Annotated in this window: 19 protein-coding genes, 5 tRNA genes and 1 pseudogene; 7 read left to right on the top strand and 18 right to left on the bottom strand. The window is 56.8% G+C overall.

Annotated features, from left to right (window positions below; genetic code table 11):
• Positions 1 to 898: 898 nt before the first annotated feature.
• The gene (locus CAURIC_RS02390; RefSeq protein WP_156963469.1) at positions 899 to 1,894 is read left to right on the top strand and encodes an IS30 family transposase; all 996 of its coding nucleotides are present in this window, start codon (positions 899 to 901) and stop codon (positions 1,892 to 1,894) included.
• Between the two features lie 306 nt (positions 1,895 to 2,200).
• Positions 2,201 to 2,785, top strand: coding sequence for a serine O-acetyltransferase EpsC (epsC, locus tag CAURIC_RS02385; protein WP_070433708.1), 585 nt, complete (start codon positions 2,201 to 2,203; stop codon positions 2,783 to 2,785).
• 392 nt (positions 2,786 to 3,177) lie between these two features.
• Here epsC and CAURIC_RS02380 read toward each other — a convergent pair whose 3' ends face one another.
• The 10 genes and pseudogenes from CAURIC_RS02380 to scpC form a co-directional block, all read right to left on the bottom strand.
• Positions 3,178 to 3,483 (bottom strand): GNAT family N-acetyltransferase, encoded by a 306-nt coding sequence (locus tag CAURIC_RS02380; protein WP_035114402.1) that lies wholly within the window; start codon positions 3,481 to 3,483, stop codon positions 3,178 to 3,180.
• Positions 3,484 to 3,613: 130 nt separating this feature from the next.
• Positions 3,614 to 3,689, bottom strand: a tRNA-Phe gene (locus tag CAURIC_RS02375).
• A 28-nt stretch (positions 3,690 to 3,717) separates the two neighbouring features.
• Positions 3,718 to 3,791, bottom strand: a tRNA-Asp gene (locus CAURIC_RS02370).
• A gap of 69 nt (positions 3,792 to 3,860) precedes the next feature.
• Complete coding sequence (locus tag CAURIC_RS02365) at positions 3,861 to 4,712, bottom strand: fibronectin type III domain-containing protein (RefSeq protein WP_052095026.1); 852 nt, start codon at positions 4,710 to 4,712, stop codon at positions 3,861 to 3,863.
• A gap of 52 nt (positions 4,713 to 4,764) precedes the next feature.
• The gene (locus CAURIC_RS02360) at positions 4,765 to 5,865 is read right to left on the bottom strand and encodes an alkaline phosphatase D family protein (RefSeq protein WP_235700763.1); all 1,101 of its coding nucleotides are present in this window, start codon (positions 5,863 to 5,865) and stop codon (positions 4,765 to 4,767) included.
• Between the two features lie 18 nt (positions 5,866 to 5,883).
• Positions 5,884 to 6,384, bottom strand: a pseudogene (locus CAURIC_RS02355) (PhoD-like phosphatase N-terminal domain-containing protein); the annotation flags it as partial.
• A 273-nt stretch (positions 6,385 to 6,657) separates the two neighbouring features.
• A tRNA-Asp gene (locus tag CAURIC_RS02350) sits at positions 6,658 to 6,734 on the bottom strand.
• A gap of 1 nt (position 6,735) precedes the next feature.
• Positions 6,736 to 6,808: transfer RNA gene (locus CAURIC_RS02345), tRNA-Glu, on the bottom strand.
• A gap of 275 nt (positions 6,809 to 7,083) precedes the next feature.
• A tRNA-Lys gene (locus CAURIC_RS02340) sits at positions 7,084 to 7,156 on the bottom strand.
• Positions 7,157 to 7,315: 159 nt separating this feature from the next.
• Positions 7,316 to 8,821 carry a succinyl-CoA:acetate CoA-transferase ScpC gene (gene scpC / locus CAURIC_RS02335; RefSeq protein WP_035114405.1) on the bottom strand — a complete coding sequence of 502 codons (1,506 nt, stop codon included), beginning with the start codon at positions 8,819 to 8,821 and terminating at the stop codon, positions 7,316 to 7,318.
• A 1,036-nt stretch (positions 8,822 to 9,857) separates the two neighbouring features.
• Here scpC and dusB point away from each other — a divergent pair.
• Together dusB and phoU are read left to right on the top strand one after the other, a co-directional pair.
• Positions 9,858 to 10,946: a tRNA dihydrouridine synthase DusB gene (dusB, locus tag CAURIC_RS02330; RefSeq protein ID WP_425474818.1), complete on the top strand. Its 1,089-nt coding sequence runs from the start codon at positions 9,858 to 9,860 to the stop codon at positions 10,944 to 10,946.
• A gap of 19 nt (positions 10,947 to 10,965) precedes the next feature.
• Positions 10,966 to 11,700: a phosphate signaling complex protein PhoU gene (gene phoU / locus CAURIC_RS02325; protein WP_035114407.1), complete on the top strand. Its 735-nt coding sequence runs from the start codon at positions 10,966 to 10,968 to the stop codon at positions 11,698 to 11,700.
• Positions 11,701 to 11,808: 108 nt separating this feature from the next.
• Here phoU and CAURIC_RS02320 read toward each other — a convergent pair whose 3' ends face one another.
• The 7 genes from CAURIC_RS02320 to CAURIC_RS02290 all read right to left on the bottom strand — a co-directional run bounded on the left by CAURIC_RS02320 (position 11,809) and on the right by CAURIC_RS02290 (position 19,023).
• On the bottom strand, positions 11,809 to 12,339 hold the full coding sequence (locus CAURIC_RS02320) for a gluconokinase (RefSeq protein ID WP_035114410.1): 531 nt from the start codon (positions 12,337 to 12,339) through the stop codon (positions 11,809 to 11,811).
• Positions 12,340 to 12,510: 171 nt separating this feature from the next.
• Entirely contained in the window at positions 12,511 to 13,287 is a 777-nt protein-coding gene (gene pstB, locus CAURIC_RS02315) for a phosphate ABC transporter ATP-binding protein PstB (protein WP_070434923.1), read from the bottom strand.
• A 117-nt stretch (positions 13,288 to 13,404) separates the two neighbouring features.
• Positions 13,405 to 14,319 (bottom strand): phosphate ABC transporter permease PstA, encoded by a 915-nt coding sequence (gene pstA / locus CAURIC_RS02310; RefSeq protein ID WP_035114413.1) that lies wholly within the window; start codon positions 14,317 to 14,319, stop codon positions 13,405 to 13,407.
• 9 nt (positions 14,320 to 14,328) lie between these two features.
• On the bottom strand, positions 14,329 to 15,396 hold the full coding sequence (gene pstC, locus CAURIC_RS02305) for a phosphate ABC transporter permease subunit PstC (RefSeq protein WP_035114417.1): 1,068 nt from the start codon (positions 15,394 to 15,396) through the stop codon (positions 14,329 to 14,331).
• 164 nt (positions 15,397 to 15,560) lie between these two features.
• A complete protein-coding gene (gene pstS, locus CAURIC_RS02300; protein ID WP_035114421.1) occupies positions 15,561 to 16,667 on the bottom strand; it encodes a phosphate ABC transporter substrate-binding protein PstS in 1,107 nt (368 codons plus the stop codon).
• A 670-nt stretch (positions 16,668 to 17,337) separates the two neighbouring features.
• Positions 17,338 to 18,318, bottom strand: a complete 981-nt coding sequence (gene mshD, locus CAURIC_RS02295) for a mycothiol synthase (protein ID WP_035114424.1) — start codon at positions 18,316 to 18,318, stop codon at positions 17,338 to 17,340.
• A gap of 21 nt (positions 18,319 to 18,339) precedes the next feature.
• A complete protein-coding gene (locus CAURIC_RS02290) occupies positions 18,340 to 19,023 on the bottom strand; it encodes a winged helix family transcriptional regulator (protein WP_290183202.1) in 684 nt (227 codons plus the stop codon).
• A gap of 83 nt (positions 19,024 to 19,106) precedes the next feature.
• On the opposite strand from CAURIC_RS02290, the gene CAURIC_RS02285 reads away from it, so the two are divergent.
• Both CAURIC_RS02285 and CAURIC_RS02280 read left to right on the top strand, forming a co-directional pair.
• Positions 19,107 to 20,045 carry an LmeA family phospholipid-binding protein gene (locus CAURIC_RS02285; RefSeq protein WP_156963457.1) on the top strand — a complete coding sequence of 313 codons (939 nt, stop codon included), beginning with the start codon at positions 19,107 to 19,109 and terminating at the stop codon, positions 20,043 to 20,045.
• A 22-nt stretch (positions 20,046 to 20,067) separates the two neighbouring features.
• On the top strand, positions 20,068 to 20,745 hold the full coding sequence (locus CAURIC_RS02280; RefSeq protein WP_035114427.1) for a heme-binding beta-barrel domain-containing protein: 678 nt from the start codon (positions 20,068 to 20,070) through the stop codon (positions 20,743 to 20,745).
• 15 nt (positions 20,746 to 20,760) lie between these two features.
• Here the strand turns inward: CAURIC_RS02280 and CAURIC_RS02275 are convergent, their stop codons facing one another.
• A complete protein-coding gene (locus CAURIC_RS02275; protein ID WP_290183411.1) occupies positions 20,761 to 21,606 on the bottom strand; it encodes an aminodeoxychorismate lyase in 846 nt (281 codons plus the stop codon).
• Between the two features lie 197 nt (positions 21,607 to 21,803).
• Between CAURIC_RS02275 and ygfZ the strand changes: the two genes are divergently transcribed.
• Entirely contained in the window at positions 21,804 to 23,096 is a 1,293-nt protein-coding gene (ygfZ, locus tag CAURIC_RS02270; RefSeq protein ID WP_290183200.1) for a CAF17-like 4Fe-4S cluster assembly/insertion protein YgfZ, read from the top strand.
• Positions 23,097 to 23,312 lie beyond the last annotated feature (216 nt).

Below are 23,312 nucleotides of genomic sequence, written 5' to 3'. Positions count from 1 at the left end.
GAACCCCAAGTTGTTTGGACCTAGGAAGCTTGAACCCAGGCAGCTTGAACCCAGGCAGCTTGAACCCAGGTAGCTTCAACCCCAAGTAACTTGAATCCCAAGCAGCTTGAACCCCAAGTAACTTGAATCCCAAGCAGCTTGAACCCCAACCTGCTTGGACCTAGGTAGCTTGAACCCAGGTAGCTTCAACTCCAAGTAACTTGAATCCCAAGCCCCGGTGCTTTGACTATGCTCCGGGGCTTTGGTTTACCCGCGCGCCCGGCAAGTTCTAGTGATCGTGGAAACACCTGACTTCGTGTGAGGTGTTGTCTTGGAGTCTCGGTGGGACCCGGATTCTGTTGTGGTCGAACGTTTTTGTAGTTTGATGCAGGCAGGAAGCTCTGTTCGTGCTGCCGCTGTCAGCGTCGGGTTGCCTCATTCTGTGGCGTATCGGCTTGCCCGGCAGTTGGACGTGGAAGTTCGACGATATCGTGTTACGTCATCGGAGGATTCAGAGCGTATCAGCCAGTTGTGGCTTGCTGGTTGGGCGCCGATGGATATTGCTCGTCAATGCAAGGTCAACTCGAGCGTGGTCTATCGGATCGGTATTGAACTGGGCTTGTGGAAACGCAACCCGCATGGACGACGAGCTGCCGCAACCACCAGACGCTGCGGGTACCTACAGCTTAGAGTCAATGCGTTAGGGCGCAAGGATGCTGCATCGGTGTGTGGCATCAATCAACGTGATGCTCTGGATATCGACAAAGGTCTGATCAAACTGGGCAGACAGCGCGTAGCGTTTGAACCCGATGGGCCCGATAAAGCACTGTATAACCGGCTCATGCAGGTTCTTGAGTATGTAGACGGCCGACAGTCACTACCTATTGCTATCGTGCCCCAGGCTCGTATTGATCAGCGCATATCACCGCGGTATCTCAGCATTGAAGAACGTGAGCTTATTTCTGATGTGCATCATCAGGGAGTAGGAGTGCGTGCCATAGCCCGCCGGTTGAACCGCTCACCCGGCACTATCAGCAAAGAGCTACGCCGTAACCAAGATGACTTTGGTCTGTATTTGCCCACTCATGCTCATCGCAAATCAGTGCTTCGGAGATTCCGGCCCAAAAAACGCAAGATCGACTCCGTGCCGGCTCTATGGCCAACGGTTATGGATATGCTGCGTGAGAAGCTTTCTCCGGAGCAGATTGCTGGACGGTTGCGTAAAGATCATCCCGGCGATGACACTATGCACGTGTGTACTGAAACCATCTACCAAGCTTTGTTCTTCCAGGCCAAAGGCGAGTTGAAGAAAGAAATCGCATCATGCCTGCGCCAAGGACGCACAGTGCGCAAACCGCGCGGGCAACGTATTGCCAGGAACCGATTCATCGATCCGATGGTGATGATTTCGGACCGGCCTGCCGAGGTCGAAGACCGAGCTGTGCCAGGGCACTGGGAAGGCGACCTGATACTAGGCAAAGGAAACAAGTCCGCTATCGGAACTCTCGTCGAACGAACTACCAGGTATGTGATGTTGCTGCATCTTCCTGATAGCCATGACGCTGTCGCTGTCAGAAACGCCTTAGTCAAGGCCATAGGCACTCTTCCCAATCACCTCAAAGGATCGTTGACCTGGGATCAAGGAAGTGAGATGGCAGGACACAAATCCTTTTCAGTCGCCACAGACTGCCCAGTGTACTTCTGTGACCCGGGATCGCCGTGGCAACGCGGTACCAACGAAAACACCAATGGGCTACTGCGACAATACTTCCCGAAAGGAACCGACTTAAGCGTTCACACCGAACACGACCTGGAATTCGTAGCAATGCAGCTTAACCGGCGTCCCCGCAAAACACTCGACTTCGACACTCCAGCAGAACGAATGGCCGCCCTGCTAGGGTTATCAGAAATATAGGATGTGTTTCCACGACCGCAAGAATCCGCCCCCGGCTGAAATTCCCGCCAGAGTTTCCATCGGGGGGTTGTTGTCGCAGCCGGTGTTTTCAGGGCTGATTTATCCACAACCAGTACTTCCACCAAACAGTAGATCGGCTTAACCGGGAATAAACAAGATCATCTGCGGTTGTACCAGTAAGTTGGAGACTAACAACGAGGCCCCATGGTGCCTGCCCTGCATGGGTGGCAGGCACGCGCCGATCGTCTAGCCTTCAAAAAATCGGTCGTGCACGACCATTTGCAACGGAAAGGAAATCTTCGCACCGTGAGCATCCTAGGACGCATTCGTGAAGACCTGCAGAATGCCCGCCTTCACGACCCAGCTGCCCGGGGAGACGTCGAGAATGCCATCGTGTATTCCGGCTTGCACGCAATCTGGGCTCACCGCGTTTCCCACGCGCTCTGGAACCGCGGATATAAGGGCTTAGCACGCGTGATTAGCCAAATTACCCGTGGCCTCACCGGAATTGAGATCCACCCAGGTGCAACAATCGGCCGTCGTTTCTTCATCGATCACGGCATGGGGATTGTCATCGGTGAGACCGCGGAGATCGGCGACGACGTGATGCTTTACCACGGCGTAACCTTGGGAGGTTCGGAGCTCGTTCAGCGCAAGCGCCACCCCACGATCGGCAACGGTGTAATGATCGGCGCTGGAGCGAAGGTGTTGGGGCCCATCACCATCGGCGACGGTTCCGCTGTAGGTGCAAATGCCGTCGTGACGAAGGATGCGCCTCCAAACTCCATCCTGACTGGTATCCCAGCCAAGATCCGCCCACGAAAGCCCAGCCAAACCACGCCGTTAGTCGATGCGGTGAAGTGGGTTGATGATATGCAGAACAACATCTAGCCCTAGGCTGGATGGTCCTGGGAGCTTGACTTTACCCGCGCATGGGCTGTCCGCATCGAGCGGCCGAAGGGACAATCAGCAACCCCCCATGCCTAGGTGCGGGGTTGGCCGTGTTCGGTGCGGGGTTGACCGTATGAGGCTGCCCTTGTTCGGTGCGGGGTTGGCCGTGTGAGGCTGCCCGGGTTCGGTGCAGGGTTAGTCGTGTGAGGCTGCCCGGGTTCGGTGCAGGGTTAGTCGTGTGAGGCTGCCCGGGTTCGGTGCGAGGTTAGCCGTATGAGGCTGCCCGGGTTCGGCCAGCACCCCGTCTAAAGCACGACAACGCCGGTGCGTTTCCCTCTCCCTCATTTGAACTGGGGACGGGGCTCACACCGGCATTGCGCGTTTGCAGGAGACTATTTGGCCACGAGGTCTGCGTAATCCTCATTCTTTGCGATAAAGCCCTTCACGGCGCTGCAGGTGGCGCGAATCTTCAGGCCATCGGCGCGAGTGCTATCCAGAGCGCTGGAAATCAGAGGCTTGGATAAACCTCGACCACGGAATGCCGAATCCACTACTGTGTGGTTGAAGTCTCGAATCTCATTGCCATCGCTATCCGCGACTGGACTGTACTCCGCAAAACCTGCAGTCTGGCCGTCAACAGAGATAACGAAGCGGCTCTGGCTCTGCTCGTGGGTTACCTCGATATTATCTTCACTCATATTTCATTCCCTTCGATTGAGGCTGTGCGATTGACCTTTCCCATTGTGCCAGCATTCGGTCAAGTAGCGAGGGCGGGAGCATTCGAAAACAAAAAACTGCCCTAGCTATTTCGCTAGGACAGTTTAGAAATGGTGGCCAGAGCCGGGATCGAACCGGCGACCTTTCACTTTTCAGGCGAACGCTCTACCGACTGAGCTATCTGGCCACGGAATTCGGACATCCGAACTCCGGAGCGACCCTGACGGGACTTGAACCCGCGACCTCCGCCGTGACAGGGCGGCGCGCTAACCAACTGCGCCACAGGGCCGTGCTCGTTGCATCACCCTCACACCAGTGCGCGGGTCGTTTACTTGCACGAGTGGTTACTCTACACAGCCTAGGACCGTTCCACCAAATCGGCAGTTGAGGTTGGCAGATCGGGGGATTGCCCCTGGATTTCGATGGCGAATAACCCCATCGCATCCCAAGCAATCCATCCGCCCTGTCGCAAGGTAAGGGTAAGCCTGTTCCTTCCTTCCCTCAGATCAGCAATTGGAACTTCCAGTTCCCAACATCCCGGCTTGAGCGCACCATCATCGCGTCGAGCATCGCCTCTCTTGCTACCCGCTGTCTCCCCCTTCGGAATCTCTAAAGTTTTTCCGAACCCGCCCAGTTCAACGTTAAGCAATCCCCCCAGCTTTGTTGTATCAATGAACCACAATGCCAGATAGATCTTCGTCCTTGAGGTGCGAATACTCGCTTTGGGGAAGTTGAAATCCCAGGTCAAGGAGTAACATTTGCCACCGGCCCAAGAATCCCCAGGTCCTGGAAGCAAATATGGAATGTCCGGGTTCGCGCCCGACACGGTGATCTTCCCATCTGGGAAAGCCACTGGAATCTTCTTGTAATCCTTCGGCGCGAATTGAAGACCCACACTTTGGCGGTCAAAATGGCCCGCTTTAACGATTGGTACCCCAGTAACTACAGACCGGAGGGATTTGGCGCGAACCGGCCGAGACGGGCGAGAGATATTGCCCGCTGCATCAACCGTCCTGATTCGATATAGCCACTCCTCCCCTTCAGGTCTCAACCTGTTGTGGTTGAACACAGGGAAAATAGTCTTCTTGAGCAGTTTCCAACCGTGCCCTTTACTACGCCCCTCCACTCGGTAGTGATCCAGAGGTATGGCCCAATCCAGCGGCTCCCAAGCAAGATTAATCTCCATCAATCCAGCTTTGTGCTTGATCACGGGGGTTGGTGATGGTCGGCTGCTTCTAACCTGAGAAGATCCGAACGGCATATTAAAAGCCTTTCTCAATTAGACGGCGGGAGCCACTGGGTGAGCGGTAAGTGAAGGCGACTTCGCGAGGAGCCTGATCGTCTTTCTCCACATACGGCACAACAACAAATTGAGCGTTCAATTGTTTCTTTGTTACGTCGACGAGTATGTAACCGCGGCGTTGATCCATCTTTTTCACGTAGGGATGCTTAAGCCAATCGGCACTGGAACTTCCGGGTCGACCATCACCATCCGATGCTATGGACGTACATATCAATTCGATACCAACCGGTTCACCGGAATCGCCCCATAGTTCAACAGCACCATGCTGATGAATATCCCCTGTGAGCACCACCGGGTTCTGTACGCTCCGCATTGTCTGCAGCAATCGTTTACGCGATGAGGGGAAGCCATCCCACTGATCTACCTTGTCGTCAGCAATTGGTGCCACTACCACGCTGTTGGTCAGCACATTCCACTTTGCGGGTGAGTTCTGTAACTGCTCATGCATCCAACGTTCCTGCCTGTGTCCAAGAATGCTGCGGGTCTCGCGGTTGAGCGCCTCCACATCTGACGGATCGACGACAGCATCTCGATACTGGCGTGTGTCCACGTTGACGAATCGAAGGAGCCGGCCAACGTCAAAGGCGTTGTAGATTTGCGAATGGGGGCCGTTAGGAAAGGCCTCAGGTGCGACAGGGGTGTTCTCGTAGAATGCGCGGTACGCAGCCGCACGTTGATACGCAAAATGCGCTTTTTCGGTCCCCTTCTCCGACCACCACCCCGCGTGATTGTTTTCTACCTCGTGATCATCCCAAATCACGACCATTGGAGCTTTCGCGTGCCCCGCCTGCAGATGCTCATCTGATTTAAACAGTGAGTATCGCAGGCGATACTGCTCGAGAGTTTGAACTGTGTGCGCGAACGGTTCTGGTACCTCGACCCCTTGTCTTTTGAGGTTATCCTCCTTCGAAATGGCGTATTCATAGATGTAGTCTCCGACAAAGAAGATGAGATCGAGGTTTTCATTGGCCAAATGCCGCCATGCAGTGAAGTGCCCGTGATACCACGCTTGGCACGAAGCCACAGCGAAAGAAAACTGTTCCACGTCTTGATCTGGCATCGGAAGCGTTTTAAAGTGCCCCACAGGACTTGTCTGATCCCCTACCCGGAAGCGGAATCTATATTCTGTGCGAGGTTTCAACCCAGTTACCTGTGGGTGCACCGAATGAGCCAGCTCCGGCTGTGCCAGTGCGACCCCGACTGCAACCGGGGACCGAAACCCCTCGTCTTCGGCTGTTGCCACCTCCCAATGCACCAGAACACTTCGTGGTGGCATGCCGCCATGTCCGTCAGGAGCAAGCGGATCGGGTGCAAGTCGTGTCCACAGGATCATCGATTCGGCGCGGGGCGTACCGGAAGCTACCCCAAGCCCAAACAAGTCTGACTTAGCCCACTCTCCGGCCGCACGTCCCTCAGCGGCACTAGAGCCCAAGGATGATTGGGCCGCTGCGGGGGCCGCGATCCCAGCGGAAATGACAGCCGAGCTGAGCCCCGCAAGTTGAAGAAAATCTCTGCGGTCGACAGTTTTGTCAAAAACGGCCCTCTCGCCCAAGAGGCCACTTGACTGTTCACTTTGCACTACTGCTCACACCTTCAACGCAAACCTACCGAACCGACTAGGTGCAACCTATCAAGGGTATTCGGAGTATGCAGTGCGAAGACTGCGTCATCGTCGAAACAATCCCGGCGACCAAGATGGCAACTACAGACACAACACGACTGCTCGATGACTTCCCAAAGCACAACCGATGGACATCCCCCCGACACGCCCACAAACCCCCGTATTTTGGTTGCTTCACCCAAAAAGCCTCGAGACATCGTTCGAAAGGAACGATGTCTCGAGGCTTCACAATGGCGACCCTGACGGGACTTGAACCCGCGACCTCCGCCGTGACAGGGCGGCGCGCTAACCAACTGCGCCACAGGGCCGTACTCCCAACGGGATTCGAACCCGTGTTGCCGCCGTGAAAGGGCGGAGTCCTAGGCCTCTAGACGATGGGAGCATGCTAAAAACGATCACTCGCTCTTCAGCAGCTCGCTCAGTCTAAACCACGTTGGCGAAAAGAAACAAACCAGCAGGTTAAGGGGCCTACAGGGCCTCTCATAAGACCAAAGCTCATTGGAACCGACGAACGAAAACCCAAGCTCATTGGAACCGACGAACGAAAACCCAAGCTCATTGGAACCGACGAACGAAAACCCAAGCTCATTGGAACCGACGAAAGAAAAACAAACCTCGATGGAACCGGCGAACGGTTCGCATCGAGGTTTAATGCAGTGGGCCCTCCGGGGCTCGAACCCGGGACCTGCGGATTAAAAGTCCGTAGCTCTACCAACTGAGCTAAAGGCCCACGCCGAACAGGTCAGGCATCACGCCTAACCCTGTGTCAGCGCTAACCATCTTAGGGGCATGCATTCACAAGTTGTTAATCGACCCCCAGAAAAGGCACCGGAGGTCGCTAGGACTCCGCCCATCCACATCCGGAGATACAGATGGGCAGCGGAGCCAATTAACCCTTCATGCTGCCCTTTTCAGCCAAGTTGATGTGGAACTGGAAAGCAGTCTTCAAGTCGTGAGGCGTATGCAGCGGCCTGCCCTCAGCGGTGGCGCGCTCTACGTACTCCTCCAGCAGAGGACGGTAGTCGGGGTGTGCCACAGCGATCATCTTCTTAGCCCGCTCACGGGGAGACAGGCCACGCAGATCGGCGTAACCATACTCGGTGATGAACACCATCGTGTCGTGCTCCGTGTGGTCGATGTGGGACGCGAACGGAACAATTGCCGAAATAGCCCCTCCCTTAGCCTGTGATGGGGAAATAAAGGTGGACAAGAACGCATTACGAGTGAAGTCACCCGAGCCACCGATTCCATTCATCATCTTGGAACCGGAAACATTGGTGGAGTTCACATTGCCGTACAAATCCGCTTCCACGGCACCATTGGATGCGATCAGGCCCATACGACGAATAACCTCTGGGCTGTTAGAGATCTGCTGCGGACGCAGAACGATATGCTCGCGGTACTTCTTAGCCTGATCGTTCATGCGCTCCGCTGCCTCAGGAGACAGAGCAAAAGACGTTGCAGATGCGATGGTCATCTTGCCCGCGTCGATCAAGTCGAGCATGCCATCCTGAATAACCTCGGTATATGCCTGAATGTTCTCAAACTTGGAATCCAGCAGGCCTGCCATCACCGCGTTCGGTACATTGCCTACACCGGATTGCATGATGTAACCGTCGTAAGTCAAACGACCCGCCTCAACCTCACCTTCAAGGACATCGAGGAAGTGCCCGGCGATCTTCTTAGAGACATCATCGGCTGGCTTAAATGGCGCGTTGCGGTCAGTGGCATCAGTCTTCACCACTGCCACGACCTTTTCCTTGTCAACGGGAATGTAGGTTGTACCGATGCGGTCACCAGGGTTGTTGATCGGAATCGGGGTGCGGTTCGGCAGCTTGGGGGTCATCCAAATGTCATGCATTCCTTCCAAGTCCGGCGACTGCCACTCGTTGATCTCAATGATGATCTTATCGGCGGCTTCCATGAACTCGACGTTGTTGCCCACTGCAGAAGACGGCACAATATGGCCCTCTTCCGTAATACGGACAGCTTCGATGATTGCCACATCAAACTTGCCAAAGAAACCCTGCTCAACGAACATGCCCAGATGGGAAAGGTGAGTGTCCTGGTACTTGATCTCACCAGCATTGATCTGCTCGCGAACAACTGGGTCAGTGATGAATGGCGTGCGGTAATTGATCGCATGCGCCTCTGCCAGAACACCGTCGCAGTCTGGGCCCGTGGACGCGCCGGTGAACATGTCAATACGGAACTCGTCACCACGGTCGTGGGCCGCCTTGGCGCGTTCAGCTATAGCCGTCGGCAGACCTTTCGGGTATCCCGCACCGGTAAACCCAGACATGCCGACCCGATCACCGTGCTTGATGAATTCGGCTGCCTCTTCCGCAGTCATGACTTTGGACTTAAACAGTTCATTACCGATGCGCTCAGACATCGTTCCTCCTTGAAGGTAGTTCTTCTTCCGGTTTGTGATTCAAACCGTGTAACAGGCTAACGACCCGCGCCAATTGGGATTGGGGTCAAACCCAGTTTGGCGTCGGAGACAAAAGAACCCCCGGCTGCAGTTATACGTTTATAACCGCAGGTCAAAGGCCGTCGCTTACGCCAACAGCCTACACATCTATGGGGAGACTCGCTCAGACCCCTCAGGGCAAAGTCGGGCGCCATTGATGTCTACACGTTGCGTCGCTGCCCACCACCCCTGCGGCCCCTGTGCCAACTTGGTTCACATCCCAGTACCGCACCTTCGCAATCCTGCGCCCGCATCACCCGATTACGAATGGCGTTGGAGGCGAGGCGCCGACCACCCACGCCCTCGATTTGAACTCTGGATTGAGGATCTACAGCTGTGGGAAGCGAGTCGCCCACCACCCACGCCCTCGATTTGAACTCTGGATTGAGGATCTACAGCTGTTGGAGGCGAGGCGCCGACCACCCACGCCCTCGATTTGAACTCTGGATTGAGGATCTTCAGCTGTGGGAGGCGAGGCGCCCACCACCGACGCCCTCGATTACACAATGTGCAGCAGAACTCTGACAAAATTGCGCGTTTTTGTTCGACTTCTGCTGCACATTCGTTGTTCAGCGCGAAAACGTCGGCCCGGGTTCAAGCGCGAAAACGTCGGCGCCGGGTTCAGCGCGAAAACGTCGGCGCCGGAAAGCGGCAGGATTCCTCAAAACCCAACAGCCTCACCCGCGGCCCCAACAGCCTCACCCGCAAACCCAACAGCCTCACCCGCGGCCCCAACAGCCTCACCCGCAAAACCCAACAATCTACATAGCAACACCTCCCGCACCTCTCCTCGCAACTCAGCACGAGAAGCACACAGCCGGCAATTTGGACTCTCGAGGGGGTGGGGTGTGAGAATATGGGGGTGACTTCTACTCTCCCCCATTCCCCCGTTAGCGCACACGGTGAAGCTCTGCGGATTGGTTCACTACGCCTCAACAGCCCCGTTGTGCTCGCACCCATGGCCGGCATCACCAATGTGGCATTTCGCACGCTGTGCCGGGAACAGGAACGGGAGAAGATCGGCAGCGTTTCTGGACTCTACGTCTGCGAGATGGTGACCGCCCGCGCTTTGGTCGAACGCAATCCCAAGACCTTGCACATGACCACCTTCGGCCCTGACGAACAACCGCGCAGCTTGCAGCTGTACACCACGGACCCGACATACACCTACGAAGCAGCCAAGATGATCGTGGACGAAAACCTCGCCGATCATATTGATATGAACTTCGGCTGCCCCGTCCCCAAGGTAACCCGCAGGGGTGGTGGTTCCGCGCTGCCGTATAAGCGCCGTTTGTTTGGAAATATTGTGGCTGCTGCGGTCAAAGCGACGGAGGGCACAGACATCCCCGTGACGGTGAAATTCCGCGTGGGAATCGATGACGATCATCACACACACCTAGACGCCGGTCGCATCGCCGCCGACGAAGGTGCAGCCGCCGTCGCTTTGCACGCGCGCACCGCTGCCCAGCGCTACTCCGGCGATGCCAACTGGGATGAAATCACCCGCCTCGTCGAGCATATGGACGGGCGCGTACCGGTTCTGGGCAATGGCGATATTTTCAAAGCCACTGATGCCCGCGCGATGATGGACCAAACTGGTTGCGACGGCGTGGTCGTTGGTCGTGGCTGCTTGGGTCGCCCGTGGCTGTTCGCTGAGCTGTCCGCCGAACTGCAGGGCCTTCCGGTCCCAAGCGAACCCACACTGGGGGAAGTTGCCCGCATTGTGTTGCGCCACGCGGAACTGCTGGCAGAGCACGATGGGGAGTTCAAAGCCTGCCGTGACATGCGCAAGCACATGACCTGGTACATGCGGGGGTTCCCTGCTGGTGGTGAACTTCGCCGTACGCTGGCCACCATCGAGTCGCTAGCTGACCTTCGTAGGGCCTTGGATCCTGTTTGGGAATCCGACGCCCTCGCGGACGATGCCGACGGGCCCCGCGGGCGCCAGGGCTCCCCTGCCAAGGTCTTGCTGCCCGAGGGATGGCTCGACGATCCGGAGGACGATACAGTTCCAGACGGGGCTGAAATCATGCACAGCGGTGGCTAACGCACTACACTCGTATCCCATGCGCCACGCCTACCGCGAGCAGCTCGACATGCTCATTCACGACCTGCTTCAAATGGCTGATTTCACCAATAACGCGATGGAGTCCGCCACAAATGCATTGTTGACCGCCAATTTGAAATTGGCTGAAGAAGTGGTCGACAGCATCGAGGTTATTGAGCGACAGCGCGATGAGGCGTCGGAAAAAGCTTTTGAGATTCTATTGCTTCAAAGCCCACTTGCCCGTGAACTTCGACTGGTCGTAGCAGCGATTTCCATTGTGGATAACCTGACCCGAATGGGGACTCTCGCTATTCACGTTGCCAAGATTGCTCGCCGCAGGCATCCAGAAGTGGCAGTCCCCGAGGAGCTACGCGGTTACATCTCCGAGATGTCTCGGTTGGGGTGCGCGGCAGCGACGAAGGTCCATGACATCTTAACGTCCGCGGATCCAGATGAGGCGCTGGAGCTCCTCACGGACGACGATGCAGTTGATGATATTCACCAGCATTTGTTCATTCTCACTACGCAGCGCGAATGGCCATACACTGTGCGGGAGGCCGTCGATTTAACTCTGCTTTCGCGCTACTACGAGCGATTCTCGGATCACGCCGTGACTATTGGTGAGCGGATGGTTTACCTGGCGACGGGGATGAAATCCGAAGAATACAGTGAATCCATCTTGGAAAAACAGGCCGAGGATGAAATCCGCGCCAAGTTTAAGGAAGTTGCCCGTCGCTACGGCTCCACGTTCTAAAAGACGCGCAAGAGCGCAGAAGCAAATGCGCGAAAACTCACACCACCACACTCAATCACGCCCTAGTGCACCGGCCAATCCCCGTGTTCGTCGCCGATCTGACTTACTCTACGCTTCTTCGGAATACGCCCGGTGCGCAAAGTGAGCGGCCGCGAGTGCATCCTCCAGCAGATCGTCCACGGGGCGATCGATGTCCAATTGGATGCCGCGTTCGTCTGCTTCGAGGCGTCGTAAAATGGCCAGCTGCTCATCCAGAAGCGCACGTGGCATATCCTCCCCCACACGGCGCCGCATGCGATCAGCGAGCACATCTTCCGTCCCGTATGGGTGAACGTAGAACACCACCCCGTCTGCTTCGTTCAACACCGTGCGGTGTTCTTTACGCAACGCTGTGCACGCCACTACGGTGTTCTTCCCCTCGTGGGCGCGAGCAGTCATCCAGTCGCGTACATTGGCTAGCCAAGCCCCTCGCTTTTCCTCATCTGGGAGCTTGCCCCCCTGCAGGATTTCCATATCCGTTTCTGGGTGCAAGTCATCGGCCTCTAGCAGCTCCCATCCGGTGCGCTCGGCCATCTTGCGCGCCAGGGTCGTCTTACCACTGCCGCTGACACCCATCAGCACCACATGCAAACTAGTCATCTTTGAACGCTCCTCTCGCAGGGGTTGGGGTTGGTGGCCATCCCTTCCCAGTATGCCTGTAATTCCTGCTTTCTTTTCCTTTGACGCCAAAAGTGGCGGGAAGCCGGCATTTTCGCCGGCTTCCCGCCACTTTATTCCTCGGGCTACTCGACTGACGAGCAACAGTAGGACTTATCCGAAGCGTCCAGAGATGTAGTCTTCGGTTTCCTTCTTGTCTGGGTTTTCGAAGATCTTCTTGGTTGGTCCAACCTCGACGAGGTGACCTGGCTTACCGGTTGCCTCCAGGGAGTAGAACGCGGTCTGGTCGGACACACGGGTTGCCTGTTGCATGTTGTGCGTCACGATAACGATGGTGAACTTTTCCTTGAGTTCGTGGATTAGATCCTCCACCGCGAGAGTGGAAATTGGATCCAAAGCAGAGCATGGTTCGTCCATCAGAAGAACTTCCGGTTCCACAGCGATAGCACGGGCGATGCAAAGACGCTGTTGCTGGCCACCGGAGAGGCCACCGCCTGGCTTATCGAGACGATCCTTCACCTCTTCCCACAAGTTGGCGCCGCGCAAAGCTTTTTCGGCAACTTCGCGCAGCTTCTTGCGGTTCTTTTCACCGGACAGCTTCAGACCAGCGACCACGTTTTCTTCGATGGACATGGTTGGAAATGGGTTGGCCTTCTGGAACACCATGCCGATGGTATTACGTACGGATACTGGGTCGATCTTTGGACCGTAGATGTCCTCACCGTCGAGGAGGATTTCGCCCTGTACGGTGGCGTTCGGGATTACCTCGTGCATACGGTTCAGGGTGCGCAGCACGGTGGACTTGCCACAACCTGATGGGCCGATGAAGGCGGTCACAGCACGTGGGGGAATGTTGAGGTTGACGTTCTGTACAGCGTGGAAGTCACCGTAGTAGATGTTGACATCCTTGAGGTCAAGGCGCTTGGCCATGAGGTACTCCTAAGTATTTGTTCGGCTCCGCACCTGGGCTTAGGGCCCGGTTCCGCGGTTGTGGAGCCAAGGTGTGTTCAGTGTTTAGCGATGAGAAGAGTTGACTGCGTTGGCCGTTTAGACCTTGACAGAGAAGCGCTTGGAAATCAGGCGAGCGCCGATCATCAGGACGGCAACCAATAGCACCAGGGTGAATGCGGCACCCCACATGCGGTCGATCACGTTGGGGTTCGTACCTGCTTGGTACATCTGCAGCATGAACAGTGGCAGGGAGTTCTGGTTTCCTTCGAATACGTTCCAGTTAATGGCTGGGGTTGCGCCCACGAGGATTAGAACTGGGGCGGACTCACCCATCACGCGAGCCACAGCCAGCATTACGCCGGTGACGATACCGGATAGCGCGGTTGGCAAAACGATCTTGTAGATGGTCTTCCACTTAGGAACACCCAGGGCGAAAGCGGCCTCACGCAGATCCATCGGAACAATGCGGAGCATCTCTTCCGTGTTGCGAACGATGATCGGGATCATCAGCAAGACCAAAGCAATAGCAACTGCGAAGCCAGAGCGGTCGAAACCGAACATGGTGATCCACATGGCATAGACGAACAAAGCGGCCACGATGGAAGGAACACCGGTAAGGATGTCCACCATGAAAGTGGTGATGCGCCCAAGGAAGCTTCCGTTGGCGTATTCCACCAGGTAGATTGCCGTGAACACACCGATGGGAACGGAGAGCAATGAGGTCACAATGACCTGAGTCAAGGTACCGATAATGGCGTGCGAAATACCGCCACCGGGCTTGGAGTTAGGTTGGCCGGCCATATCGAAGGCCCACCAACTGGAATCAAGAACCACGGGCAGGCCCTTGATAACCACGTTTGCAACAACCCAAATAAGTGGGGCCAGCGCCAAGGCCATAGTCAGGTAAACCAGCACTGTGGCGATTTTGTCCTTGGCCTTGCGGCTACCAGAGATTCCCTGGAGCAGCTGGTTAGATGCTCCTGTTGGAGCTTCGGTTACAGCGTGTGACATGTCCTTTTCCTAACTGTTCTTCGCTACAACCGCGCGCGCTGCCGCGTTGACCAAGAAAGTCAAGACGAATAGCACCAGACCAGCGGCAATGTAGGCACCGGCTTTGAGGTTGTCATTGAACTCGGGAGCAGCGTTAGCAATGGCCGTGGCAAAGGTGGTACCACCGTCCATGAGAGAAGCACGGAAACTAGGTGCGGACGCGATAACCATGTACAACGCCATCGTTTCACCCAGCGCACGACCAAGGCCGAGCATCGCGCCAGAGATGTAACCGGATAGACCGAATGGCAAAACGGTCATCTTAATAACTTCCCAGCGGGTGGCACCCAGTGCCAGAGCTGCTTCGATCTGGCCGCGTGGGGTTTGCACAAACACTTCGCGCGCGGTTGCCGCAATCACGGGAAGAATCATGATAGCGAGGACGATGCCACCAGTGAAGACGTTACGGCTGGTAGAGAATGGTGGCGACGTTCCGTCTTGGAAATTGAAGAGGAAGAATCCGCCAAGGGTGGACGACAGCCATTCGTAGAATCCACCCAGGCTTGGCCCGAGGATCTGCATACCCCAGATACCGAAAACGATGGAAGGGACCGCAGCCAGGAGGTCCACGAGGAAGCCGAGGGGCTTAATGAGTTTCTTTGGGCAGTAGTTGGACAGGAAGATCGCCACGCCCAATGCGACTGGCATCGCAATCAGCAAAGCGAGAAGAGAAACCAACACAGTGGTGAAAAACAAGTTCGGAATGCCGAACTGCATCCATCCACCGTCGTTAGTCGTGTAGTTGGTGTCCCAACGATCGCCGTAGGTGAAGAAGCTTCCGATCCCATCGCGCAGACGCCCCAGTGCAGGAGCGGCACGCCAGATGAGGAACAAGCCGATCAGTGCGATCATCAAGGTGATGAGGATGGACGAAGTCTTGGCGAGCGATTCGAAAATCACGTCTCCGGGCCGCTTGACGTGCGAGCCTCCAACACGTTGGCTGTTGCCATCCGGAGCTTCGAGCTGATTGCGCCCTTGCCCCTCCGTCGCAACCGCCTGAGGTTCTCGATCAACCTCGATTTTGTTGGCATGTGCCATGAAAGTGGGTCCTTAAAATACTTAGGAATGTAACGTAATGCCTATTTCGCACCAATACCCCCAATCGATAAATTCGACTTGGGGGCTAGGTTGGTGAGCGCTAGCAGGACATATTTGTAACTACTTCTCTGCACTCACCGAAGTAGCAACTTGATAGCGCCGAATTACTTCAGAGCGCCAACAGCGGTCTCAAGCTTCTTCTTGAACTCACCCTCAGCTGGGATGTAACCCTCGTCGCCGAGCTTCTCCTGGTTGTCCAGGATGGTGTACATGAAGTTTTTGACTAGGCCCGCAACGTTGTCGTCGTAACCTGCGGAGCAAACGATCTCGTAGGTGGTCAGAGCCAGTGGGTACTCACCCTCGCCCTTCTGAGCGAACAGAGCCTTGGAGTCAACAACCAGGTCGTTACCCTCGCCCTTGAACTTCACATTCTCCAGAGCCTTGTTGACGGACTCCTTGTTCAACTCAACTGGGCCTGCACCGAAGTCGATCTTGGCTGGCTTAACCTTGTCGTTGTCCTTCACGAAACCGGACTCAACGTAGGTGATGCCACCGTCGGTCTTTTCAACCTCGCCAGCAACGCCGGTGGAGCCCTTAACGCCGGAACCAACCTTGGTGGGGAAGGCCTTGCCCTCGCCCTCCCAGTCGCCGGTGGCGGCCTTCAGGAACTTCTGGAAGTTGTCAGAAGTACCGGACTCCTCAGAGCGGTAGAACACGGAAATTGGCTTGTCTGGCAGCTCGGTGCCTTCGTTCTCCTTGGCGATCTGAGGATCGTTCCAGTTCTTGATCTCGCCCTTGAAGATCTTTGCCACGGTCTTGGTGGACAGGTTCAGGGAGTCAACGCCCTCAACGTGGTAAGCGACCGCTACTGGGCCGATAACCATTGGGAGGTGCCATGCATCGTTACCCTTACAACGCTTCTTAGCGGCATCGATCTGGTCGTCCTTCAATGCGGAGTCAGAACCCGCGAAGTCGACCTGGCCGGAAACAAACTGGGTCTGACCAGCGCCGGAACCGGTTGCGTTGTAAGCCAAGGTATTGCCGGCCTCAGAGAAGGCTGGGCCGAAAACGTTCTCCATAGCGTTCTGCTGGGAGCTTGCGCCCTCACCCTTCAGCTCGCCCTTAGCATCGGTCATTGGGTAGCTGCTCTCGCTCTTGCCAGAACCACCGTTCGAACCACCCTTATCGGCGGAAGAGCAGGCGGTCAGGATCAAGGAGCCAGCCATCAGAGCTGCGGCAGCAGCGGTAGCACGCTTGTTAGTGAAGGTCACGTTACATTCCTCCGAATATCGGTCTTGTGACAGCAGTGTGGATTGAATATGCACGAAACTTTCCCAGTTCTCGCAAGCTGTATAGCCTCGGTCGATTGGTGACCGACTTTGCGCGCAGCCCACCTAACAGGTGTTTGTGCTTCGGTTGAGAATCTAACGACCGCCTATGGACTCTAGGAGCCCTAGAGGTTAACTCTTCGTTAACTCCACCAAACTCGCTGGTCGGAGCAGTAAAACTTCGTAGCATCAACCTTGGATTTTCCTTGGAAAGCACACCACCCCCCTACCCCCGAAACAGGCGCTCTCACATCGAGTTTACCTTGAATTAACCTCAAAGCGCACTGGGGTCACATTTTCACCATCAGCCTCCCCGACCCCACAACGAAAACTGACCGCTAAAGCTCACCACACCAATCCCCCGCCGGCCCCCGCAATTGGTTTGACCCCAGCACCTGAGCATACGTGGTGGCCCTCCCGCCTACGGCCAGCCGCATTTGGTTTCTGCGAAGGTCGCTACGAGAGGACCTCGCTAACACACGCCCACCAATACACGGCAGCGCTCCCAGTTAGAGCCGCCCTCGCGGTACACCACAACGGTATGTACGACGGAAAATCCCAGTTAGAGCTGCCCTCGGTACACCACATCGGTATGTACGACGGAAAATCCCAGTTAGAGCTGCCCTCGGTACACCACATCGGTATGTACGACGGAAAATCCCAGTTTCCCGTACGTAGATACCGCCGGCGCATTATCTCCTTCTACGTACAGCTCAATCTCCCCCACACCACGGTCCATGAGGTAGTCCATCCCCACCAAAGTCACGGGGCCTCCTAGTTTCCTGCCACGCGCCGCATCCGCCAGGCACACAACGTAGACCTCACCGACCCGTTGTCCTTCGTCCTTCTCCCGCTCCGCCAGAGGAATCTTGGTCCAGTGGAACCCCATGCATTCCGGGTTCTCATCGTCAATCCACAACATCAGCACCCCATCCGGATCAAACCAGCCGGTGTCCTTTTCTCGGCGCAGGTGCTCCACGCTCCAACCACCCTGCTCCGGGTGCCAAGCGAAAGCTTCGTTGTTTACTCGTACCCACTCTTCGTCTACATGATCGACGCCAAACTTCTCCGAGGCCTCCGCATAGCTCAGGACCTTAATTCCGCTGCCGGTCAAGCTCTTGCGCGCGCGTTCGGCCATCATGGCAAATTCGTTCGCTCTCGGAGAGCCGGGAGGGCACGATACCGCCATCTTCAGCAGCTCACGGGTACGCCGCGCATCCAATGTGGCCACGAATCGCTGTGCTTCCGACCCATCCCCGTGTGCCCAGACATCCACTACCCCGCTAAAACCAGCCGACTGCTTGAGTGCCTGGAACAGGCGTGTGGCGATTCCAGCGTGGCGTCGAGAAGGTAAAACAGCCAGTTCCACAACGCGGTCAGAATCGATGGCCAAAACACCGACTACCTCACCCTTTTCAAATGCAACAACGTGAGTATGCCCGCGGTCTTCCCGCAAACCCCGCAGAAACGCCTCCCCCAAGGGGGCCACGCCATCTGACTCAGTGACTCGATCGAGTACCTCCTCGATCTTTTCGACCAACTCAAGATCGGTAGGAAGATCGGTGAAAACTTCGGTGTCAATGTGTCCAGTCATAGCTTTTCCATTCCACGGGGGCTACTGCCACTCCTCCGGAGCGACAGCCTTGTAACCCACATTACGGACAGTGGCGATCAAATGTTCGTAATCCCGACCCAATTTCGCCCGCAGCCGCCTGACATGTACATCTACCGTCCGAGCGCCACCGAAATAGTCATACCCCCACACATCCTGCAGCAGCTGCTCCCGGCTAAACACGCGCCCCGCATTGCGCACAAGAAAGTGGAGGAGCTCGAATTCCTTGTAAGTCAGGTCCAGAGGGGCGCCATCGATGCGGGCCACATATGTCACCTCGTCCACCACCAGACCTCCGATGGCGGCTACCTGGGAGTTTTCGGCCTGGTCGACCGCAACTGGGCGCCTGGTGGTGAGTAGGCGCAACCTAGTATCAATCTCAACGGGCGAGCTATTTGGAAGCATAAAATCATCGACCGCCCACGACGAGTCCACCGCAATGAGGCTGGCTTCTGCAATCGCAATGGCGACAGGCAACGTGGGATGGGCGGCGGCGACCGCACGGCAAAGATCCCGGGCACGCAGGAGATTATCCCCTGTCACATCGATGATGACGATATCCGCACCGCTCAATTCCCGGATCGATGCAGCTTTGGCGTCAAGTCGAGTAAGGGAATAACTCAGCAAAGGCAGGGCGGGGAGCGCCCCGCCGATATCGGCGGCATTCGTCAGCATGACAATGTTCACGGCCAGCCTTTCTTCCTTATTGCTGTGGCCTACTGTAGTGCGGTGACTTGGGGAATCGGTGAAGTGGGGTAAAAATGTGAGTGATGACCAATCTCGATAATAGTTCTGCAGAATCGGCCTCCCCTGCGGAGACAACCGATTCGCCGGCGGCAGCCCGCGCGAATTGCGCACCTGTGCCCGCTCGCCCCCGCTGGGCGAAGTGGGGAGTGCGCGCGTTAATCACCTTGGTCATCCTGGTTGTGGTTACCGCGTTCACCGACAGCCTGGTCGCAGGTCGGACCGAGCACCTGTATTCAAAGACACTGTACGAAAACTCCAACCTCGCCAATCCGCCCAGCGTGTTTGTCGCAGGATCGCCCTACACCGCATCTGTTTTCACCCACGAAGTACAAGCTATTACTGTCAACGCCAAGGACGTGGACATGCCCGGGTGGGGACTCATGAGCGTGCATAAATCCGCCCAATATGTCACGCTGCCGTGGCGGGCCGTACTAGGACAACCTTTCACCAATGCGCCAGCCAAAAAGGTATTCACGCGGCTGCAACTGGACGGGGTGACAATCGGCAATAAGATGCAGGTCGACGATCTGCTCATACAGAACCGCGACGATATTTCACCACGTGGTGGTTGGGAAACCGAGGCCATCTTCGAGGGCACACCGAAAGGCTTAAAGGCCCCAGCGACCGTCGAGATGAAGCTGCGAATCAAAGAAGGCGATGTGTACCTCACCCCCACCGCCGTTCTGAAGGGGCCATCGGAAACCGCGCAAGAAGGGCTCCTGGGTTCTGCGGCCTTAGTAGAAGGCGATCAGCTAAGCGAAAAAACTCGAAGTCGTATTGAGCAGGCCTTTACCCTCAAGATCCCCGGAGAACGACTGCCCCTCAAAGAAAAGCCGAAGCGGGTTTATGTGGCGGGTGGTTCCATTTTCTTCGAGTCAGAACAGCTTTACACCACCGTTAGCCTGCAAGACCTGATCCCTCACGGTCGCCGCCTGGCGGAGGAGGAAAAGCCGGGCCTATAGCCGACCGGTATGCTTGGGGTCCATGAGTGATGAAGCAAACCCCCGGAACGAACCTGCAGAGAGTGGCGAAACACACGCACCCGGCAAAGTAGATCCAAACCAGGCCGTGGATCGTGCTGCCGAAGCAGCGAAGCAGACGGCTCACAAGAACGTGCCGGACTTTGAGGACATCCCGATTCCTGCCGATACAGCGAATCTTCGTCTCGGCCCAAATCTGCACGATGGACTGCTTGCCCTGTTGCCTTTGGTAGGTGTGTGGCGAGGACAGGGCCAAGCGGCGCATCCCGGTGAAAGCGAGCACACTTTCGGCCAGCAGATCGTTATCGCCCACGACGGAGAAAACCGTCTGCGCTACGAGTCCCGCACCTGGCGAATGGATGACGACGGCCAGCCCATGTCTACCCCTGATCGTCGCGAGACCGGTTTTTGGCGTATCAACGACAAAGATGAAATCGAACTCATCATCTCGCACTCCGATGGCATGGTCGAGATCATGTACGGCAAGCCCATGACGGAGCGCGCGTGGGAGCTGGAAAGCGCCTCCACCATGGTGACCGCGACGGGGCCAGCTGCTTTGGGCCCAGGCAAACGTCTGTATGGACTGATGCCAAACAACGATCTGGGTTGGGTGGATGAGCGCCTCATCGACGGTGAGATGGTGCCGTGGTTATCGGCACAGCTTCACCGAGTTGTGGGCTAGTCCGCGACCTCCCAGTTAGCTGGTCACTGCCTGCCAAGCCATGGCTTGGATCTCAGTGGCATTATCGGTTTCGCCAATGGGGTGACCGTCAATGGACTTCACCCGCGCATATGCGCGCACGGAACTGACCAGCAACACCCCATCGCTGTCCAGCAAATCCTGCACTGTCAGGGTTTGCTGGGCAGTTTCCCACCCGGCCGCTTCCGCGATCTGAAACAACGCAGCCTGGGTGGTGCCGGGCAAAATGCCGGCGTGGGTAGGCGGCGTCAGCAATGTCTTCCCCTTAACCACGATCACCGAGGAGGTCGGCCCTTCCAAAACGTGGCCCTCGTCGGAGATGAAGATGACGTCCGAATAACCCCGCTCCTTAGCGGAGCGCAACGCGGCCATGTTCGCCGCGTAACTCAACGTCTTCGCCCCCACTAGCGCCCACGGTGAGCGCTGTGAGAGGTCAATGCGGAACCCTCGCTCAGCCGTCATCACATCCACCCCCTCCTCACGGGCCCGCACAACTTCCGGGCTGATGGGAGCCACCGTAATCCATCCGGTGGGTTGACCGGTGGACTCGCGGCCTCGCGAATAGACCCACCGCAGCGCGGCTTCAGGTGCGCCCACTGTCTCTGCGAACGAGTGAGCTGCCAGTTCGGTCGCCCGATGCCATTGGTCAATATCGGGTTCGGGCAAATTGAGCATCATGGCGCTATTGCGAAATCGGCGAGAGTGCCTTTCCAATTTGCGAACCTGTCCATCACGCAGCATTAGTGTTTCAAACACCCCATCACCGCGCACCGCAGCCAAGTCATCGGCGTAGATTAAGGGTGATCCTGGATCTACCACTTCTGGTTCCAAAGAGGTATCCATTCCACTTCGCAAAACACTCACAACCACGGTGTTTTGGTGCGAATCCCGACTAGTCATCTGTGGCTCTTCCCGATTCTCCAGCAACATGAACGGCATCACTTCATTGGCGCTCCGATGCCCTCAAGCCTATATCGGCAAACCCACGCCACCGTCGCAACACACCCCCAGGCGAACTCCGAATGAGGTTTGTGCCTACCATGGAAGATGTGTTGGAACATTCCGTTAGCCCACTGGTTTCCCACGTTCCGGGCGCGGCCAACGTGGTCGACGATGCGACCACGCCCACCGCAGCCCACTACGGTGACCCGCTTGTTGAGCAGCAACGCCTCTCCCGCTCGCTGGGTCTCGTCGATCGTTGGGACCGCACTGCCATTCTCGTAAAGGGCGAGGAGGCCCGAACGTGGCTCAACGACCTCATTTCCCAGAAGGTCAATGCCATCGATCCCGGCGCAGCCACTTATGGGCTGCTCCTTGACCTCCAGGGCCGCGTTACCCATCAGTTCGGCATCGCAGCCCTGCCCGAAGGTCTACTGCTGGACTGCCCTGCCGCACACGCTGACAGCTTGGCGGACTACCTGACCAAGATGATTTTCTGGGCCAAGGTCGAGGTCGAGGTCCTGCCTCTGGCCCAGCTGACTGTCGTAGGGCACCTTCTTCCTTTTGTCGACGCCGCGGGCAGCCTGAATACGGACTCCGCTTCCAATGAGCTTCATTCCTCTCTCGCATCTCCGAGCGAGGCTGGCCTAGGTTCCGAAGCCCCTCTGGCTGCTCTTATTGACGCTATAACGACCCTCCCCGGCGCCCATTCGTGGCGCGCTCGCAGCCTCCGCGCTGTCGGAGTTCCGGATTCGTCCGGTGGAATGGGAGCCTTGGACATTTGGGTTCCCCGCGAGGACATTGCTACTGCCTGGGATGTGCTCTCTAAGGTTGCAGCCCCTACCGGACACATGGCCTACGACGCTCTTCGCATCGCCGCTCGCATCCCTGAGGTAGGCATCGATACCGACGAGCGAACCATCCCCCACGAAGCCATGTTCTTCACGGGCCCGCGGTCTGCCGAGGCCACCACGCTCGGTACGGTGACCGACGGCCCCAGCGCCCACGCCGTACACCTCAACAAGGGTTGCTATCGGGGCCAGGAGACCGTCTCGCGCGTGCAAAACCTGGGTAAGCCACCGCGGGTTATCGTGTTGCTTCATCTCGACGGTTCCGCCAACCGACTGCCTGCGGTCGGATCCGAGCTCACCGCCGGTAAATCGTCCATCGGCCGCGTAGGTAGCAGTGCTCATGACGGTGATTTAGGGCCCATCGCTTTGGCTCTGGTCAAGCGCGGGGTTGTGGAGAAGCTGGCGTCGACCCCAGAAAAAGTCCCGGCTCTGCAAGCCGACGGTGTAGACGCGGCGATCGACCCAGCCGACCTGGTCAGCGATGACACGGTGCGACCGGGGCGAGCAGCAATCAACCAGCTGCGCAACAGGCCTCAGACATAGGACCAGCAAGCGAGAAAACGCCGAAGACCCCTGACAAGACAGCGCGAGAAAGAGACGAACTACTTGAAACCTGTTGTAGGTTGTCACCCACTTATAAGTTCCGTTGAATTGAAATTTTTCATTTTTCTCGACGAGCTAGATTTTACGGAAAATCGCACGTCAGCACCCTGAACCACCTCGACCACACCTAGGGGATGCACGTGTTGAGGGCACCCC

The sequence above is a fragment of the Corynebacterium auriscanis genome (assembly GCF_030408435.1).
Classification (GTDB): domain Bacteria; phylum Actinomycetota; class Actinomycetes; order Mycobacteriales; family Mycobacteriaceae; genus Corynebacterium; species Corynebacterium auriscanis.
Note: the sequence above shows the minus strand (reverse complement) of the source record. Positions and strands in the feature narration are given on the sequence as shown.

What these genes read in the sequence shown, in the direction of transcription:
- pstB (WP_070434923.1), bottom strand. Translation starts at nt 13,287, where the DNA reads ATGGCCAAGCGCCTTGACCTCAAGGATGTCAACATCTACTACGGTGAC.
- ygfZ (WP_290183200.1), top strand. Translation starts at nt 21,804, where the DNA reads ATGGAAGATGTGTTGGAACATTCCGTTAGCCCACTGGTTTCCCACGTT.
- pstC (WP_035114417.1), bottom strand. Translation starts at nt 15,396, where the DNA reads ATGGCACATGCCAACAAAATCGAGGTTGATCGAGAACCTCAGGCGGTT.
- mshD (WP_035114424.1), bottom strand. Translation starts at nt 18,318, where the DNA reads ATGACTGGACACATTGACACCGAAGTTTTCACCGATCTTCCTACCGAT.
- CAURIC_RS02380 (WP_035114402.1), bottom strand. Translation starts at nt 3,483, where the DNA reads ATGAGTGAAGATAATATCGAGGTAACCCACGAGCAGAGCCAGAGCCGC.
- CAURIC_RS02275 (WP_290183411.1), bottom strand. Translation starts at nt 21,606, where the DNA reads ATGGATACCTCTTTGGAACCAGAAGTGGTAGATCCAGGATCACCCTTA.
- dusB (WP_425474818.1), top strand. Translation starts at nt 9,858, where the DNA reads ATGGCCGGCATCACCAATGTGGCATTTCGCACGCTGTGCCGGGAACAG.
- phoU (WP_035114407.1), top strand. Translation starts at nt 10,966, where the DNA reads ATGCGCCACGCCTACCGCGAGCAGCTCGACATGCTCATTCACGACCTG.
- pstA (WP_035114413.1), bottom strand. Translation starts at nt 14,319, where the DNA reads ATGTCACACGCTGTAACCGAAGCTCCAACAGGAGCATCTAACCAGCTG.
- scpC (WP_035114405.1), bottom strand. Translation starts at nt 8,821, where the DNA reads ATGTCTGAGCGCATCGGTAATGAACTGTTTAAGTCCAAAGTCATGACT.
- CAURIC_RS02360 (WP_235700763.1), bottom strand. Translation starts at nt 5,865, where the DNA reads ATGCCAGATCAAGACGTGGAACAGTTTTCTTTCGCTGTGGCTTCGTGC.
- CAURIC_RS02285 (WP_156963457.1), top strand. Translation starts at nt 19,107, where the DNA reads ATGACCAATCTCGATAATAGTTCTGCAGAATCGGCCTCCCCTGCGGAG.
- CAURIC_RS02280 (WP_035114427.1), top strand. Translation starts at nt 20,068, where the DNA reads ATGAGTGATGAAGCAAACCCCCGGAACGAACCTGCAGAGAGTGGCGAA.
- CAURIC_RS02320 (WP_035114410.1), bottom strand. Translation starts at nt 12,339, where the DNA reads ATGACTAGTTTGCATGTGGTGCTGATGGGTGTCAGCGGCAGTGGTAAG.